Here is a 16,770-nt window from a genome sequence, read left to right as displayed (position 1 = left end):
GGGGGGGGCGCGCCGCGCCCACATCCTAATCCCGACCGGAGCCCTCATGCCCTTCTCCCGCCGCCTGCTGCGACCGCTCGGCGTCGCCCTGTTACCCCTGGCCCTCGCGGGGTGCGGCGGCTCGGACCCGGCCGGCGGCTCGGCCGGCGAGGAGCCCCCGATCGGCGCCGCGCCGACCCTGCTGGCCAGCGGCGACCTCCGCTTCCCGCTCGACGTGTACATACCGAGCGGGGAGCAGAACTCCCAGCTGGCGAAGGCGCAGGACAGGCTGGTCGACCAGTGCATGCAGCGCTACGGGTTCCGGTACGAGTCCCCGCGCGCGGGATCGGCGGCGCAGCCGCGCGACGAGAGCAGGCGCTACGGCCTGTCCGACGCCGCGGTCGCCGCCCGCTACGGCTACAACAACCCGGTGCTGGAGAACCGCCCGCCCAAGCCCGCGCCGAAGCAGCTCGGACCGAACGAGAAGCTCTTCCTGAACGGCGAGGAGCAGGTCGATCCCGCGAAACCCGTCCCCATGAGCCAGGAGGAATCCGAGAAATCGGGGCTGGGCTCCCTCACCGTCGACGGAAAGAAGGTTCCGTCGGGCGGATGCATGCGGGAATCGTTCCTCAAGCTCTACGCGCCGGTGAAGAACTCGGTGGACGTCATGGTTCCGCAGAACTTCGGGTTCGACGCCTACGGGCGTTCGCGGCAGGACACCCGGGTCGAAAAGGCGATCAAGGAATGGTCCGCCTGCATGGCGGAAAAGGGATATCGGACCGACGACCCCGTGAGTCCGGAACTGGGATTCAACGACGCCACGCTCGGTTCTCCGCAGGCGGTCACCGCCGCGCAGCAGGACGTGGCCTGTAAAGCGCGCACGAACCTGGTGGGCATCTGGCACACGGTCGAAGTCGCCTACCAGAAGCGGCTGATCGAGCAGAACGCCGAAGTGCTGACCCTGGCCAGGAAGCAGTTGGAAGAGCGGATGCGGCTCGCCGCCCAGCTCACTTCCGCCTGATCCACGACTCGACTCGGACATGACGAAACACCGCGCCTCCGCACGCCGGCCCGCCCGGCTGATCCTGCCGCTCCTGCTCTGCTCGGGGGCTGCCGCCGCGGCGGCAGCCCTGGCGGGACTCCTGCCGCAGGCCTCCACACCCCGCGCCGACCTGTCGGCCCCGCAGCCGCCGCCGTCGGTACGGACGGCCCCGCCGGCGCCCCCGCCCGTACCGACACCCGCGCGCACGCCTTCGCCGACGCCCGCGCCGAGCACCTCCGCGCCCCCCGCCCCGAACCCCCCGGCCGTCCCGGAGACCGGGCCCGGCACCTTCCGGGCCTCCACCGTTTCCGGCACCCGCCACGGTTCCGGCCCGGTACGGCGCTACCGCGTCGAGGCCGAGGACGGCTCCGGTATCGATCCCGACGAGGCCGCGCGCGCGGTCGACGCCGTGCTCGGCGACCCGCGCGGCTGGGCCCACGACTCGAGGTACGCCTTCCGGTTGACCGGGTCCGGGCCGGTGGAGTTCACGGTGCGCATCGCCACCCCGGTCACCACGGACCGGCTCTGCCAAGTGGTGACCCCGGAGCTGAAGGGGGAGGTGAACTGCCGCAGCGGGCACCAGGTGATCGTCAATCTCCGGCGCTGGCAGCTCGGTTCACCGCAGTTCGACGGTTCGCCCGCCGAGTACCGGGCGCTGATCGTCAACCACGAGGTGGGCCACGAACTGGGCCGCGGCCACGAGACCTGCCCCGGCCCGGGTCTGCCCGCACCCGCGATGATGCAGCAGATCAAAGGGCTGCTGGGCTGCCGGTCCAACGCCTGGCCGTTCGACTCCCGCGGTAATTACGTGAGAGGCCCGCTGGTCCCTTGAACGACCGCCCCCACCGGATCGTCACAGTTCTGACCGAAACCGCCATTCCCCCCTCCGGGCCCGCCGTTACAATGAAATATCGATCGAAACATCTCGGGGGGGATCATGGAAATCGACAACGGTATGAGCATCACTCTTCCCAGCCGGTTCGAGTCCGGGACGGCGCCCGGACCGGAGTCCGGGCCAGGGGAGGAAATCCAGCTGACCCGGCAAGAGTCAGTGGTATTCATGAATTTATGCACGGGCTCGAGCAACTCGGAGCTCGCGGAGCAGCTCAGCCTGTCCGTCGGCACCGTCAAATTCCACGTGTCCAACATCCGCGAGAAGCTCGGCGGGCTCAGTCGGCTCCAGGTCTGTCTCCTGTCCGCGCTCACCCAGGCGGACTCCGCCGAGCTCAGCGACGACGGTGGAGCAGCCTGCCGGCGATGACCGTGGCCACGCAGGTGGTCGGTCCCTGTACCAGCAGCTCCGCGGGACCGGACACCGCGAAGACCGCGAACCGCGCCGGGGCGCCCGGCTCCAGGACTCCGTGGAAGGCCTCCTCGGCCGCGGCCCGGCCGGCGAGCGGATCCAGGGCGGCCGGTCCCTCGTAGGGGGCGGGCGGGACGACGGTGAGTCCGGAGCGGACCACCGCCGTCCGTACGGCCGGGCTGGTGAAGCGGCCGGCCACCGCGACCACCCCGCGGGCGAGCAGCTTCTGCGTGCCGCGCCGCGCGCTGTTGCCCCAGCGGGCCTCGGTCAGCTTGAGGTCGGCCAGCGCCACGTCGCCGGTGATCGGTTCGGCCCCGAGCTCGGTGATCTCGTAGGGATCGTCCGGGTAGTAGGTGCGCTCCAGCAGCTCGTCGGCGCCGCGCACCAGCAGCCCCGGGGTCAGCACCCCGGGCCAGCTGCGGGCGCGCGCGTGCGGGTAGGCCGCGGCGAGCTCCTCGTACGGGCCCACCCGGGCGATGAGGTCGCCCTCGACCAGCACCGCGCCGCCGGGCAGCGGTGCGGCTGCGGAGCCGGTGGGTCCGGTGACGAGGAGTTCGGCGGTGTGGATCGTCAGCACGGGCGCGTCAGTTCGAGGAGATGAGCTTCAGCTCGGGGTGGGCCGTGCCGCCCTCGATGGCGGTGGAGGAGATGTGCGAGACCACACGGTCGTCAACCGGGTCGTTCGCCGGGTCCTCGTGCACGAGGAGGTGCTCGTACGTCGTGGCGCGCTGCGCCGGGACACGGCCCGCCTTGCGGATGAGGTCGATGATCTCCTGGCGGTTGGAGCGGTGCTTGGCACCGGCCGAGGAGACCACGTTCTCCTCCAGCATGATCGAACCGAGGTCGTCGGCGCCGTAGTGCAGGGAGAGCTGGCCCGCCTCCTTGCCCACGGTGAGCCAGGAGCCCTGGACGTGGGCGATGTTGTCGAGGAAGAGCCGCGCGATGGCGATCATGCGCAGGTACTCGAAGACGGTCGCCTGGGTCCGGCCCTTGAGGTGGTTGTTCTCGGGCTGGTAGGTGTACGGGATGAAGGCGCGGAAGCCGCCCGTGCGGTCCTGGGTGTCGCGGATCATCGCGATGTGCTCGATGCGCTCGGCGTTGGTCTCGCCGGTGCCCATCAGCATGGTGGAGGTGGATTCCACGCCCAGCCCGTGGGCGATCTCCATGATCTCCAGCCAGCGTTCGCCGGACTCCTTGAGCGGGGCGATCGCCTTGCGCGGCCGCTCCGGGAGCAGCTCGGCGCCGGCGCCCGCGAAGGAGTCGAGACCAGCGGCGTGGATGCGGCGGATGGCCTCCTCCGCGGACACCTTGGAGATCCGGGCCATGTGCTCGACCTCGGACGCGCCGAGGGAGTGGATGACCAGCTGCGGGAAGTCCTTCTTGATGGCCGAGAAGTGGTGCTCGTAGTACTCGACGCCGTAGTCAGGGTGGTGGCCGCCCTGGAACATGATCTGCGTGCCGCCCAGCTCGACGGTCTCCGCGCAGCGGCGCAGGATGTCCTCGAGGTCGCGGGACCAGCCCTTCTTCGTGTCCTTGGGGGCCGCGTAGAAGGCACAGAACTTGCACGCCGTGACGCACACGTTGGTGTAGTTGATGTTGCGCTCGATGATGTACGTCGCGATGTGCTCGGTACCGGCGTAGCGCAGCCGGCGCGCGGCGTCGGCGGCCTGGCCGAGGGCGTGCAGCGGAGCGTGGCGGTAGAGGTCGAGCGCCTCTTCCTTGGTGATCCGGCCCCCAGCGGCGGCTCGGTCGAGGACTGACTGGAGAGCGGCCTGGTCGGTCACCGGTGCGTCACCTTTCGGCTGTGTCGTTCGGCTGGCGCCCGGCTGCGGTCGAGGTTCCCGGACCGATCCAGCCTACGCCAGCCCCGCCGGCTCCCGGCCTGGCCCCCTGCGGGATGTCCCGGAAGGCCCGGATCGCGGAACGGATCGCGGCAGGATCGCGGGGCGGATCACGGAAGGGATCGAGGAGCGGAACACGGATCGGATCACGGGACCGGTCCGGAACCCAGGGCCAGGCCGAGCCCCAGGTCGAGCCCCAGACCCAGCCCCAGACCCGCGCAGATCACACCCGCGAGGGCCCCGCCGGCCATGAAGGGGCCGAAGGCGATCGGGCTGGTGCGCTCCGCCCGGCGCAGGGCGATCCGGGCGTATCCGTGCACGGTGCCCGCGAGGAACGCGGCGAAGGTGCCCGCGAACAGCACGGACCACCCGTACCAGCCCAGGATCTGCCCCACGGTCAGGGAGAGGGTGACGTCTCCGAAGCCCATGCCGCGCGGGTTGATCAGGTGGAGGACGAGGTACAGGGCCCCGAGGACGAACCCTCCGAGCAGTGCGCGCGTCCAGGAACCGCCCGTACCGGTGAACAGGGCGGCCCCGCCGAGCGCGACCGCGGTCGTGGCGGCCAGCGGCAGGGTCAGTACGTGGGGCAGCCGGTGCACGGCACGGTCGACGAAGCAGAGCAGGACCGTGAAGGGCGCCAGCAGCAGCCAGGCGGCCAGTTCGGGCCGGGCCCCGACCCCGGCCCCGAGCGCGAGACAGACGAGGGTGGTGGCCGGCACGGCCCCGGCGGCGGGCGCGTAGCCCCCGCGCCACCGGCCCGCGGGCACGCACCGGGGGCACACCGAGCGGCCCAGCCAGCCGCCGGCGGGGCCGGTCAGCGGGTGGCCGGACGGGCAGGCCGAGCGCCAGGGGAGGTCCACTTCGACCGAGAGGCGGTAGGCGGCCCGGGGCAGGAGGAGTCCCGCCGCCGCGCCCCAGAGGGTGACGGCGGCCACGAACAACGTGATGCTCATGTCAGCCCGCCACCGCGGCTTCGCGGCCCGCCCGTTCCCGGATCCTCATCCCATGCCCCCGCCCCGCACCCCGTGACTTGGCGACGCACGCTAGCAGCGCCTGGCGGCCCCCTCAAGAAGCCGCGGAGCCGCTCGGCTCGAAGCCGGCCAGGAGTTGCTCCAGCGCCTGCTGGTCCGGGCCCACGAAGGGCTCGAGGCCCGGGGCGAGGCCCACCGTGTCGATCATCCGGGCGATGAGCCCGATCCCGGCGGCCGGCGGCAGGTGGGTGGAGAGCACGAGCTCGGGATCCATCTCCTTGACCGGCCGGACCGTATCGAGGAACTTCTCCCGGTCGGCGACCGACGCCCAGGGGCTGTCCACCGATGCCCAGAACAGCTGGCCGGCCCGCAGCTCCTCGGGGCCGACCGCCCCGGCGTCACCGCCGGCCGCGAGGTCGGCGTCCGGCAGGGGCGAGCCGAAGCAGTCGGAGCTGAAGCAGGCCCGCGAGCGGTCGTCGTAGAAGCCCACGGTCGCGGGGTTGTCGAAGAGGGGCGGCCGGAAGGCGGTGAGGGAGCGGTCGCCCACGTCCAGGCTCTGGCCGGGGTTGAGGAAGTACATCCGGTCCATCGGCAGCGGCCGGTCCGTGGACATCTCGCCCGCGCCGAGGAACGTGGTCACCACCCGGGCCTCGGGAGCGGCCTCCAGCAGGGCGAAGATCCCGCCGGTGTGGTCGCGGTCCGGGTGCGTCAGCCAGATCCACCGCACGTCGGCGGGGTCGACGGCCTCGGAGAGGGTCGTGAGGAAGTCCCGGTCGGGCAGGCCGAGGCCGGTGTCGACGACCACGGGCTCCCGGGCGTGCAGGACGAAGGCGTTGACCGGGAGGAAACCGACGCCGGGTACTTCGAGGGCGTCCCCGAGGACCGTGATGTCCCGGCCGACTCTGCGTGTGGTCATGGCGGAGCTCCGATGGCCCCCTGGGTGAGCACGCTCGCGACCGCCCCCGGGCTTACCCCGCCCCCTTCATCGTGTCCCCGCGAGGCCCCGGCCGCACTCCCGCACGGATCGCGCGAAAAGGAAAGGCATTCCCGGTAAAGAGCGGGTATTTGGTTTTCCGCGCCAGGGAAAGGCGAATACCCCATAAACCTCGCTAAGGGCTCGGAACGCCCGCCGGCAGGAGCTCCACGTTCACATCGGGCGCATAGCCCGTCGTCAGTCCCGTCCGCCGCGCGAATTCGCGTACTCCGGCCAGCTGATCGGGGCCGAAGCGGAAGTCGAGCGTCGTGAAGTAACGCTCCAGGAGTTCCGCGTCGAAGGCCTCCCAGCGGGCCGCCTGCTCGGCGACCTTGCCGACCTCCTCCAGGGACACGTCCCGGGATGCGAGGAAGGCCTCGTGGACCTTGCGCACGACCTCCGGCTCACGCTCCAGGTACTCCTTGCGAGCGGCCCAGACGGCGAAGACGAACGGCAGTCCGGTCCACTCCTTCCACATCGCACCGAGGTCGTGGACGGTGAGCCCGAGCCGGGGGGCGTCGTGCAGCGAGGCCCGCAGCGCGGCGTCGCCGATCAGCACCGCCGCGTCCGCCTCCTGCATCATCAGGCCCAGGTCGGGCGGGCAGGTGTAGTAGTCGGGCCGTACGTCGTACTTCTCCGCGAGCAGGAGCTGCGCAAGGCGTACGGAGGTTCGCGAGGTGGATCCCAGCGCGACGCGGGCGCCGTCCAGCTGGTCCAGGGGGACCTGCGAGACGATCACGCAGGACATGACGGGGCCGTCGCAGCCGACGGCGAGGTCGGGGAAGGCGACGAGGTCGTCGGCGTTGCGGAGGAACTCCACGAGGGTGATGGGACCGATGTCCAGGCCGCCCTGGACGAGGCTCGCGCTGAGCTTCTCCGGGGTGTCCTTGGTCAGCTCCAGGTCCAGCAGCGTGCCGGTTCTGGCCAGCCCCCAGTAGAGGGGCAGGCAGTTCAGGAACTGAATGTGGCCGACGCGGGGCCGGCTGCGATTGACGTCCACATCGCGAGACTAGCCCCCTGGTCTTCGTCAGCCGTCTGGCGGGTCTCAAACGTCCGAGTGACGTGATCTTTCCCTCTGGTCTCGCCCGCAGGGTGCGTGCTAGGCTCGACGCAAGTTGCAGTTTGGTTTCCCTTGCAGTACGAGGCCTGCGGAGAATGTGACCCGCAGGCTTTTGTAGTTTTCAGACTTCTTAGCAGGTTCTGGAGCAGGGCGACCCTTTGGCCCATAGGAGGGCTCATGGCTACCGGAACCGTCAAGTGGTTCAACGCTGAAAAGGGCTTCGGCTTCATCGCCCAGGACGGCGGCGGCCCGGATGTCTTCGTCCACTACTCCGCGATCAACTCAGCCGGCTTCCGCTCCCTTGAGGAGAACCAGCTGGTGAACTTCGACGTCACCCAGGGTCCGAAGGGCCCGCAGGCGGAGAACGTCACCCCGGCCTAGTCGCCTGGGCCAACCAATCGCGGTTGGATATGCAGTACCCAAGGAGCCCTGTCTTCTCTGTGCGAGCAGAGTCGACGGGGCTCCTGCCTTTTGCGCCCCCGCTTGCTACCTAGGGGTCCTAGGTTAAAACTAGGACCCCTAGGAACATGGAGGACGCATGGTGCGGGCAGGGCTGACGGCCGGGCGAGTGACGCTGGCGGGCGCCGAGTTGGCGGACGAGGTCGGGCTCGACCGGGTGACCATGTCGCAGGTGGCGCGGCGGCTGGGCGTGAAGGACGCGAGCCTCTACGCACACGTGCGCAATCTGGAAGACCTGCGCGGGCGGATCGCGCTGCTGGCGGCCGACGAGAAGACGATTCGCATCGCGGAGGCGGCCTCGGGCCTCGCCCGCAAGGACGCGCTGGTGGCGTTCGCCGACGCCTGGCGGGCCTACGCCCACGAGCACCCGGGCCGCTACGCGGCGACGCAGACCCCGATCCGGATCGACCCCGAGCTGGCCGCCGCGGCGGCCGGACCCCGGCGCGCGATGGAGCTGACGTACGGCATGCTGCGCGGCTACGGACTGGCCGAGCCCGACCTCACCGACGCGGTCCGCCTGCTGCGCAGCACCTTCCACGGGTTCGTCTCCCTGGAGGCCGCGGGCGGTTTCGCGCACGAGCGGTCCCCGCAGCAGTCCTGGGTCCGCGCCCTCGACGCCCTGCACACGCTCCTGGAGCACTGGCCCGCGTCCCGGGAAGGGGACTGCGCATGACCGCGACCGGCCCGACGGCCGCCGGCCCGACTCCCGGAAGCCTGCGCGTGCCCGGCGCGACCCTGTACTACGAGGTCCGCGGCCGGGGCCCGCTGCTGCTGCTGATCCCCGGCGGGACCGGCGGCGCGACCGCCTTCGACGGGATCGCCGACGAGCTGGCCGCCGAGTACACCGTCGCGTCCTACGATCCGCGCGGGCTGTCCCGCAGTCCCCTGGACGATCCGCAGGCCGGGCAGAGCGTGGCCGAGCATGCCGAGGACGCGTCGCGGATGCTGGATCTGCTGTCGCCCGGCGAGCCCGCCCGGGTGTTCGGCTCCAGTTCGGGCGCGATCGCCGCCCTGCACCTGCTCACGGTCCGCCCCGAGCGCGTCGCACGCCTGGTGGCGCACGAGCCGCCGGTGGTGGAGGTCCTGCCGGACGCCGCAGAGCACCGGGCGTTCCTGGCGCGCGTACGGGAGACCCTCCGCACGGAAGGGTTCATGCCCGGGATGTCCGTGTTCGCGGCGGGGTTGAAGAAGGCCGGCGGTGACGTCGGGGGTGACGGCCGCGGCAACGCCGCCGAGCCGCAGGCCACTTCGCCCGGACTCCCGCCGCAGGCGGCCGCGCGGGCCGAGCGGACGATGGCCGACCTGCCCTACTTCCTCGAGCGGATCGTGCCGAGCTTCATGTCCTACACCCCGGACGTCCGGCGGCTGGAGGCGCTGTCGGACCGGCTGGTGCTCGCCTGCGGCCAGGACTCGCGCGGCGAACTGCCCTACCGTCCGGCAGCCTTCCTCGCCGAGCGTCGGCACGGAGCTCCTGCACTTCCCCGGCGGGCACACGGGGCTGACCACGCACCCGGCCCGGTTCGGCGAGCTGCTCCGGAAGGCGTTGCGGGCCTAGCGGGACCGGGCCGTTCGGCCGTGGCCGGTGTGCGTACACCGGCCACGGCAGAGCGTCAGGCCTCGCGGGCCGGCTCGGTGACCGGGGGCTCGGTGACGGGCGGCTCGGTGACCGGGGGCTCGGCCGCGGTGACGGTGATCTCCAGGAAGAGGACCACCTTGTCCGAGATCCGCACCCGGAGCGTGTACGTGCCCGGGGCGACGCCCGTGGTGGACAGTTCCGGCAGGGCGGCCTTGCCGTCCGTCCCGGTCGCCGGGAGCTCCAGCTCCGTCAGCTTCTTGCCGTCCTTGTCCAGGAAGTACGGGGTCTCCCCCGCCTTCGCCGGGTCCGCCGGGACCCACTTCCCGTCCTTGTCCTTGGTCCCGAGCCCGGCCGTGGCCTTGGCCCCGGCGACCGGCTTGTCCTTCGCCGTCGCCAGGAACTGCACGCCCTTGATCCCGGTACCGGCCTCCCGGGCGAGCGGCTTGCCGGCCTCCGCGTCGCTGCGGACCAGCAGGTCCGCCTCGGGGACGGGTACCGGCGCGGCCGGGGTGACCTTGCCCGCGATGCGCAGGGAGACCTCGGTCGAAGCGGCGTAGCCCGTGGCGCGCAGGGTGAAGGTGCCCGCCTTGGTGCCCGCCTTCAGGCTCGGCACCCGGACGAGGCCCTTGGCGTCGGTGCGCAGGACCGCGAAGTCCTTGCCGTCGGCCGCGAAGACGGTGCGGCCGGTGGTGTCCTCGTCGACCGAGACCACGATCACCTGGTTGACGGCCGGCTTGCCGTTGCTCAGCAGCGCCCTGATACGCGGAGTAAGCGGGAACACGGTCCCGGCCTCGGCCGTGAGGTCGGTGGTGCCGATCTGCACCAGCTTGCTCAGGGTCGGAGTCGGCGTGGGAGTCGGCGTGGGAGTCGGAGTGGGCGTCGGGGTCGGCGTCGGGGTCGGGGTCGGCGTCGGGGTCGGCGCGGGTGCCGGCGGGACCGGCACGGGCGGCAGGACCGGCGGCGTCGGGGTCGGGTAGTTCCCCGCCGGCGGGTTCGGCACGGATGCCGCGCCCTGCCCGGCCTGGTACTGCCGCATGTAGCCGAGCACCGTGTTCACGTACTCGCGCGACCTGTTGTAGCTGAGGATCGCCTTGTCGAGGTCGCCCGAATCGGAGAGGTTGCGCTGACCGGCGCAGAGGTAGAGGCCCGCACCCAGCGCCGCGTCGTAGATGTTGTTGGGGTCGCGCTTGCCGTCGGCGTTGCCGTCGGCGCCCCAAGTGCTCCAGGTGGAGGGGATGAACTGCATCGGGCCGACCGCGCGGTCGTAGGCGGCGTCCGCGTCCCACTCGCCCTTGTCGGTGTCCTTGATCTCGGCGAAGCCGTTGCCGTCCAGGCGCGGCCCGCGGATCGGCTTGTCCGTGTACCCGTCCGGCTTGAGCCCGTAGCCCGAGGCGTGCACGGACTCCACCCGGCCTATGCCGGCGAGCAGTTGCCAGGGCAGCCGGCAGCCGGGGAGCGCGGCGGCGACCGACACCTCGGCGCGCTTGTACGCGTCGAGGGCGGTCGCGGGTATGCCGGCGGCGGCTCCCCCGGGGCTGGCGGCGCCCGGGGGCGGCGGCGGGTCGGCGACCAGGTCCGGCAGCTCCAGCCGGGCGTCACCGCGATCGGCGGCCTGGGGGCTGTCGGGGGTCGGTTCGGCTTCCCCGGCGCCCGCGATCGGTGTGTTGGTCACGACCGCGGCGGTGGTCAGGCTGGCCGCGAGGGCGGCGGTGCACATGACCTTGCGCGAGGTGTTGACGAGGTGACGGTGAAGTGGCTTCACAGTGCGGTGTTCCCCCCAGAGCGGCGACCGGTCCAGGCCCCCGTAAAACGTAAAGAAGTCATTTGGTGCTCCGCGCGCCCCGACCTCTCCGCGCGGACGGCCGATCGGGCCGTGGAGGTTAACTGTCTATCAGTTCTTCGGACGCGACTCACCGTCGCCCCCGGAGATCTGTCCCACCATTCGTCTTGTCTTTACGGTGCCTTGTCCGGAAACGGACCAGGGACTTAGTGCCCTGCCCGATTCGCACCAATGGCACGTACTTGACCGCTCTACGATCTTTATCCTGGAGGAATGGCAACCAGCAAGAAGGACCAGCGGCGCGGGGCCCGCGACCGGATGCGGGCGGAGCACGAGGCGCAGGCCCGGCGCGCGAAGCTGCGCGGGCGCGTACTGATCGGCGGCGCGCTGGTCGCCGTACTGGCCGTCGCGGTCGGCGTCGGCCTCTACGCGGCGGACTCCTCGGGGTCCGGCGACGGCTCCGGCGACGAGGCGGCCGGCAAGCCGTTCGTCCAGCCGGCCAACACCGCCGGCAAGGACGGGATCGTGATCCCGTACGGCAAGGCCGACGCGAAGAACGTCCTCTCCGTCTGGCTCGACCCGCGCTGCCCCTACTGCGCGGGCGTCGAGATCGGCCTCGGCGGGACCTTCAAGGAGCAGGCGGACGCGGGCACGTACCGCGTCGAGTACCACTTCGCCACGTTCCTGGACAAGGCGCTGGGCGGCGGCAAGGGCTCCAAGCGTGCGGTCAACGCGCTGGGCGCGGCGGTGAACGAGAGCCCGGAGAAGTTCATGGAGTACCTCCAGGTGCTCTACAAGAACCACCCGGCGAAGGAATCGGACGACAAGTTCGGCTCCACCACCACCCTGCTGGACCTCGCGGACCAGGTACCGGGGCTGCGGACGCCCGCCTTCAACAAGGCGGTCAAGGAACTCACCTACATGCCGTGGGCCGAGAAGGCCGGCCAGGCCTTCTACGACCAGAACATGCAGGGCACTCCGGACGTCTCCGTCAACGGCAAGAAGCTCACGGTGAACTCCGGCGTGGGGATCGACTCGATCACCCCGGAAGCCTTCAAGAAGCTGATCACCCCGCACCTGAGGCAGTAGCGCGCCTCGGTCCTACGCGGCGGTGCCGTCGGCCTCCATGGTCATACGCGCCACGTGCAGGGCCAGGTAGGAGACCTCGTCCTCGCTCAGGTGCTCCCCCAGACGCAGCTCGACGATCGTCGCCAGCTGCTGCGCGGTGTGGGTCGCCTCCGGGTAGTGCTGGCGGATGCCCTTGCCGATGGTGGACTCGTGGCCCTTCAACTGCCGGTGCTGCTGGACCCGGACGAAGAGGTACCGCACGTGGGTGATGAACCGCGCCGCGCTCATGGACTCCTGGGGGACGTCCAGCCCGTACCGCTCCCGTACGACGGCCAGCATCTGCTGGATGATCCCCGTCATCGTGTACGTGAAGGACAGATCGCCCGACGTGAAGCCGGCGTTGACGAGGTGCAGCGTGAGCGCGGTCGCCTCGGAGGCGTCCAGTCGCGGGTCCACCCGCTCGTTGATGGCCTGGAGGAGGCGCTGCGCCTGGGCGTACTCGGCGGCGTACAGGGTCTGGGCCTCGGCCTGCAGCGGGTACTCGATGACGATGCCCCGCGCGGCCCGGTCCAGTGCGCCGGCGACGTGGTCGGCGACGGCGATGGCGAGGGTGGGGCGGGTGGACTCGCGCCCCTCGATGCCGACCTCGCTGAGGGCGATCACGACGGCCCGCAGGACCTCCTCGCCGATGAGGGCGAGGACCTCGGCCAGATGGTCGGGGTCGCGGCCGTCGGCCGGGACGAAGACCCGCACGATCAGCGCGGGGTCGACGCGCTGGCCCTGCCGGCAGTTGAAGCCGATGCCGCGCCCGGTGAGGATGACCTCCTGGCCCTGCTCGTCACGCGCGAGGACCACGTTGTTGTTGAGGACACGCAGCGCCTTCACCGCCTGCCCTCCTTCCTGTCCGGGGTCCGATTTCTTCCAATGATCTCGCATTGTCCGCCGCCCGTGCCGCATCCCCTCCCGGCCCGGTCCGGCGCGCGCCCGCGCCCCCGTGCGGGGTGCGGGCGCGCGCCGGACCGGTGGCGGGGCATCAGCGCCGCACGGTCACCACGGGGGCGCCGGCGGCGACGTCCTGCCCGATGTGCGGCTCGACCGAGGCGAGGTCCGCGGTGTTCGTGACGGTCATGAGGGTGACGGTCGGGTGCTTGGCGGCGCGCACGGCGTCGAGGTCGACCTCGACCAGGAGGTCGCCTGTACGGACCTGCTGGCCGGACCGGACGCGCACGTCGAAGCCCTCCCCCATCATCTGCACCGTGTCGATGCCGATGTGGATGAGCACCTCGATGCCGTCCGCGGTGCGGATGCCGAAGGCGTGGCCGGTGTCGACGGCGGTGACCAGCTCCCCGTCGACCGGGGCGACGACGTGGCCGTCGGCGGGCTCGATGCCCACGCCCTCGCCGAGCGCGCGGGAGGCGAAGACCGGGTCCCCGACCTCGTCGAGGCCGACCACACGGCCCGCGACCGGCGCCGCGAGCGTCAGGCCCGCCCCGGCGGACGGGGCCCCGGAGGCGGAGGCGGAGGCGGAGGCGGACTGCGCGGGGGAGCCCTCGGAGGCGGAGGTGGCCGCGGTGGCCGCGGTGGCCGCGGTGGCCGCGGTGGCCGCGGTGGCCGCGGTGGCCGCGGTGGCCGCGGTGGCTCCGACGGTGACGAGCTCGCGGTCCTCGGTCGCCGCGACCTCGCCGCGGGCGGCGGCCTCGGCGGCCTCGGCCGCGTCACGGGCGGCGTTGGCCTGGACGCGGTCGTCCGGGGTGCGGAAGTCGGAGAAGTACACGAGCGCCATCGAGACGAAGAAGGACGCCGTGATCGCGATGGCGTAGGTGGCCATCGGGGAGAAGACCGGGATGGTCAGCAGGGAGGTGAAGGCGAAGGCCTTGGTGTCCACGCCGCCCAGGACGCCCACGATCACGCCGCCCACGAGGCAGCCCACGAGCATGCGCGGGTAGATCCGCTTGAACCGCAGGTGGATGCCGTACAGCGAGGGCTCGGAGATGCCGCCGAACAGGCCCGCGGCCAGGGCGCCGGTGGCGGTCTGGCGCATCTCCTTCTCCCGGTGGCGGAAGGAGAGCAGCAGCACGCCGGCGGTCGCGCCGAAGCAGGCGAAGTTCCAGGCGCCCATCGGGCCCTGGATGAAGTCGAAGCCGATGGTGTTGATGTTCTGCAGCATGAGTGCGTTCAGCGGCCAGTGCAGGCCCAGCGGCACCAGGAACGGGTACAGCAGCGGGATGATGATGGCGAAGACGATCGGGGCGTTGCCGTTCAGCCAGGACAGGCCCGAGCCGAGGCCGTTGCCGGCCCAGATGCCCAGGGGGCCGATGAGGAAGGCGGTCACCGGGATCATGATGAGCATGCTGAAGAACGGCACGAAGACCAGGTGCACGGCCTCCGGGAAGATCCGCTGCAGGCCCTTGTAGACCAGGGCGAGCACGGCGACCATCAGCAGCGGCACGAACACCTGGCCGCCGTAGTCGTTCAGCTGCATCGGCAGTCCGAACACGTGCGCCACGCACTCCTGCGTGCCCAGCGTGGCGTTGGTGGTGCAGCTGACTCCGGGGATCCCGGACTTCGGGTTGAGCATGCCGGTGAAGTTCGGGGTCATCAGCGCGGCCATCACGGCGGCGCCCACCCACGGGTCGACCTTCAGCTTCTTGGACGCGTTGTAGGCGACCATGATCGGCAGGAAGTACAGCACCGAGCGCCACATCGCGTCGACGAAGACCCAGGTGGCGGACTTGTCCGCGGCGCGGAAGTCGACCACGCCCAGGGCGTCGAGGACGGAGGCGATCGCGATGATGAGCGAGGAGCCCAGCAGTACGCCCATGAGCGGGCGGAACGAGTCGGAGAGGTACTCGAAGAAGTTGTCGACCCAGGCGTAGCGGCCGCGGCTCTTGGAGCGGATCGCGGCCTTGACGTCCGCGTCGGACCGCGGGCGGGGCGCGCCGCCGCTCATCGACGGCAGGTTCATGATCTTCGCGTAGACGCTCGCGACGGCTCCGCCGATCACGATCTGGAAGCGGTCGCCGGACTGGCGCACGGTGCCCATGACGCCGTCGAGCGCGTCGATGGCGGCCTGGTCGACCTTCTCCCCGTCGTGGAGCTGGAAGCGGAGCCGCGTCGCGCAGTGCGTGAGGCTCTCGACGTTCTCGGGTCCGCCGACGCCGTGGAGGATCTTCTCCGCCAGCGCAGCGGGCCCTGCTGTAGGTGTGTTCATGACGCGTCCTTGCATCCCTGGGCTCTTGCCGTCCTGCGTCGGTCCGCGATCTCTTCCGCCCGGATCCGGGCAACAAAAAAGGCCTGGGTCGCGCCTATGGCGCTACCCAGGCCTTGCCTCCCCTCGAGCGGCGCGCCGCCGTGACATCGCGCGTGGCGACGACGGTGGCGTCCTCGGGGAGTAACAATCCTGCGATCGAGACCGATCAGACGCCACCTTAACATCGGACTCGCTGACCAGGGGGTTCGCGGGAAAAACCGGTCGGGAGACGTGCGTCACGGAGGTCTCCCCGGCTCCGGCCGGCGTCAGGAGGAGGCCGGATCCTCCGGGGCGGGGCGGTCCGGCAAGCGCCGCAGTAGCGGGTGGGTTCCACGCCCCGGGCGCGGGCGCCGTCCACACGGCGGCCCCGGCCCGCTCCGCGGTGCGGCTCCCGTCGCGGACGACCCGGATCGGTCGGAGCTCGCGGCCTCACGGGGTCGCGGAGGCGTAGGAGAGGGGGCCACTCGACGTGGCCCCCTTTCCTTCCGCTTGCGGGTCAGGCGAGGAGTGCCTTGACGGCGGCAATGACGGGAACTCCCGCTTCTCCGATGAGCGTCGCAATTCCGGAGAACGTCCGGAGGATCTTCTTGAATCTCTCCTCGGAGGGATTCTCACGGATCTCTTCGACCGCGGCGTCGACTTCCGCCCGGTCGCCGTCGTCCAGGTGCTGCCTCATCGCCTGGACTTCTTCGAGGAGTTTTTCGACGGCCGATGCCTCCGGCGTCGATCCGCCGACGTATTTGCCTCCGGCCACGATGTCCCCGGAACCCGAGTGCGAGGCCTTGCCGATGCTCCCGTGGCCGTACTGCGTGTAGTGGTCGCCGGCCATTACCGGCCACCTCCCCTGATGTCGCCGGAGCCGCTGTGCTCGGCGATGCCGATGGCCCCGGCTCCGTACTGCTTGATCTGGTCCCCCAGTACCGCTTCCTTGATGTTGATGGTCACCGGGGCGGAGTCCGGTTTGCCGATGGCCTTGGTGATCTCGTAGACGAGATTCTGGATCTCGGCCTGGTCCAGGGACCACACCGCATCGCGCTGGGTGCCCGAGGTGTTGAGAACGAGGCCGTACACCGGGGGCCTGCTGATGACCCGGACGAGCTGCCAGACCAGCAGGCCGAAGACGATGACCGCCAGGACCCCGGCGACTTTCCCGAAGATGGCTGCCGCGATCGCACCCAGGACGATGCAGAGCAGAGCGCGGCGGATGAACTGTTTCCAGGCCGCACCCTTGTTGACCTCCAATACGCGCTGCCCGACGTGGGAGATGTTGTGCAGCGGATAGGCCTCACTCTCGACCCACAGCACACCCTCTTGAACGCGGACTTGGACGGTCGAATCCTCAGCCGCCATATTGCGCCCCCCTGGCTATTTTTGGCGTTGCGCTCGAAGTGTAGGGCGGCTCCGACTGGGCAAGTAGGGATTGGACCCTTTCAACGTAGTCGTGATCGACTTCGGGTTCCGCTTGACA

Annotated in this window: 16 protein-coding genes and 1 pseudogene; 7 read left to right on the top strand and 10 right to left on the bottom strand. The window is 70.9% G+C overall.

Translation table 11 applies throughout. The features are described 5' to 3' along the window. The 3 genes from OTB20_RS37070 to OTB20_RS37060 form a co-directional block, all read left to right on the top strand. A partial coding sequence (locus OTB20_RS37070) for a hypothetical protein (protein WP_267824341.1) occupies positions 1 to 1,000 on the top strand: 1,000 nt, incomplete at its 5' end. 19 nt (positions 1,001 to 1,019) lie between these two features. Then, on the top strand, positions 1,020 to 1,853 hold the full coding sequence (locus tag OTB20_RS37065) for a DUF3152 domain-containing protein (RefSeq protein WP_267824340.1): 834 nt from the start codon (positions 1,020 to 1,022) through the stop codon (positions 1,851 to 1,853). Between the two features lie 105 nt (positions 1,854 to 1,958). Beyond that, a complete protein-coding gene (locus tag OTB20_RS37060) occupies positions 1,959 to 2,282 on the top strand; it encodes a response regulator transcription factor (protein ID WP_324290464.1) in 324 nt (107 codons plus the stop codon). Here the strand turns inward: OTB20_RS37060 and OTB20_RS37055 are convergent. The 5 genes from OTB20_RS37055 to OTB20_RS37035 all read right to left on the bottom strand — a co-directional run bounded on the left by OTB20_RS37055 (position 2,248) and on the right by OTB20_RS37035 (position 7,109). Next, positions 2,248 to 2,901, bottom strand: a complete 654-nt coding sequence (locus OTB20_RS37055) for an imidazolonepropionase-like domain-containing protein (protein WP_267824338.1) — start codon at positions 2,899 to 2,901, stop codon at positions 2,248 to 2,250. The genes OTB20_RS37060 and OTB20_RS37055 overlap by 35 nt on opposite strands. A 7-nt stretch (positions 2,902 to 2,908) precedes the next feature. Further along, positions 2,909 to 4,108, bottom strand: a complete 1,200-nt coding sequence (gene mqnC, locus OTB20_RS37050) for a cyclic dehypoxanthinyl futalosine synthase (protein WP_267824337.1) — start codon at positions 4,106 to 4,108, stop codon at positions 2,909 to 2,911. 203 nt (positions 4,109 to 4,311) lie between these two features. Then, positions 4,312 to 5,118 carry a prepilin peptidase gene (locus OTB20_RS37045; RefSeq protein WP_267824336.1) on the bottom strand — a complete coding sequence of 269 codons (807 nt, stop codon included), beginning with the start codon at positions 5,116 to 5,118 and terminating at the stop codon, positions 4,312 to 4,314. 112 nt (positions 5,119 to 5,230) lie between these two features. Beyond that, positions 5,231 to 6,052, bottom strand: coding sequence for an MBL fold metallo-hydrolase (locus OTB20_RS37040; protein ID WP_267824335.1), 822 nt, complete (start codon positions 6,050 to 6,052; stop codon positions 5,231 to 5,233). Positions 6,053 to 6,245: 193 nt separating this feature from the next. After that, entirely contained in the window at positions 6,246 to 7,109 is an 864-nt protein-coding gene (locus tag OTB20_RS37035; RefSeq protein WP_267824334.1) for a menaquinone biosynthetic enzyme MqnA/MqnD family protein, read from the bottom strand. A 237-nt stretch (positions 7,110 to 7,346) separates the two neighbouring features. On the opposite strand from OTB20_RS37035, the gene OTB20_RS37030 reads away from it, so the two are divergent. From OTB20_RS37030 to OTB20_RS37020, 3 genes and pseudogenes are all read left to right on the top strand, one after another. Beyond that, a complete protein-coding gene (locus OTB20_RS37030) occupies positions 7,347 to 7,550 on the top strand; it encodes a cold-shock protein (protein WP_267758018.1) in 204 nt (67 codons plus the stop codon). A 157-nt stretch (positions 7,551 to 7,707) separates the two neighbouring features. Continuing rightward, a complete protein-coding gene (locus OTB20_RS37025) occupies positions 7,708 to 8,301 on the top strand; it encodes a TetR/AcrR family transcriptional regulator (protein ID WP_267824333.1) in 594 nt (197 codons plus the stop codon). Continuing rightward, positions 8,298 to 9,183, top strand: a pseudogene (locus OTB20_RS37020) (alpha/beta fold hydrolase). Before OTB20_RS37025 ends, OTB20_RS37020 begins: the two are co-directional and overlap by 4 nt. 55 nt (positions 9,184 to 9,238) lie before the next feature. Here the strand turns inward: OTB20_RS37020 and OTB20_RS37015 are convergent. Further along, positions 9,239 to 10,966, bottom strand: a complete 1,728-nt coding sequence (locus OTB20_RS37015; RefSeq protein WP_267824332.1) for a lytic transglycosylase domain-containing protein — start codon at positions 10,964 to 10,966, stop codon at positions 9,239 to 9,241. A 291-nt stretch (positions 10,967 to 11,257) separates the two neighbouring features. On the opposite strand from OTB20_RS37015, the gene OTB20_RS37010 reads away from it, so the two are divergent. Further along, positions 11,258 to 12,073 carry a thioredoxin domain-containing protein gene (locus OTB20_RS37010; RefSeq protein WP_267824331.1) on the top strand — a complete coding sequence of 272 codons (816 nt, stop codon included), beginning with the start codon at positions 11,258 to 11,260 and terminating at the stop codon, positions 12,071 to 12,073. A 12-nt stretch (positions 12,074 to 12,085) separates the two neighbouring features. Here the strand turns inward: OTB20_RS37010 and OTB20_RS37005 are convergent, their stop codons facing one another. The 4 genes from OTB20_RS37005 to OTB20_RS36990 form a co-directional block, all read right to left on the bottom strand. Continuing rightward, positions 12,086 to 12,937 carry a PRD domain-containing protein gene (locus OTB20_RS37005; RefSeq protein ID WP_267824330.1) on the bottom strand — a complete coding sequence of 284 codons (852 nt, stop codon included), beginning with the start codon at positions 12,935 to 12,937 and terminating at the stop codon, positions 12,086 to 12,088. Positions 12,938 to 13,085: 148 nt separating this feature from the next. Further along, positions 13,086 to 15,263: a glucose PTS transporter subunit IIA gene (locus OTB20_RS37000; protein ID WP_267824329.1), complete on the bottom strand. Its 2,178-nt coding sequence runs from the start codon at positions 15,261 to 15,263 to the stop codon at positions 13,086 to 13,088. A gap of 535 nt (positions 15,264 to 15,798) precedes the next feature. Beyond that, a complete protein-coding gene (locus OTB20_RS36995; RefSeq protein WP_267824328.1) occupies positions 15,799 to 16,131 on the bottom strand; it encodes a hypothetical protein in 333 nt (110 codons plus the stop codon). Further along, a complete protein-coding gene (locus tag OTB20_RS36990; RefSeq protein WP_267824327.1) occupies positions 16,131 to 16,652 on the bottom strand; it encodes a DUF6232 family protein in 522 nt (173 codons plus the stop codon). The genes OTB20_RS36995 and OTB20_RS36990 overlap by 1 nt, the downstream gene beginning before the upstream one ends. Positions 16,653 to 16,770: the final 118 nt, after the last annotated feature.

The organism is Streptomyces sp. H27-H1 (assembly GCF_026627445.1).
Classification (GTDB): Bacteria; Actinomycetota; Actinomycetes; order Streptomycetales; family Streptomycetaceae; genus Streptomyces.
This window is presented reverse-complemented; position numbering and strand designations above follow the sequence as displayed.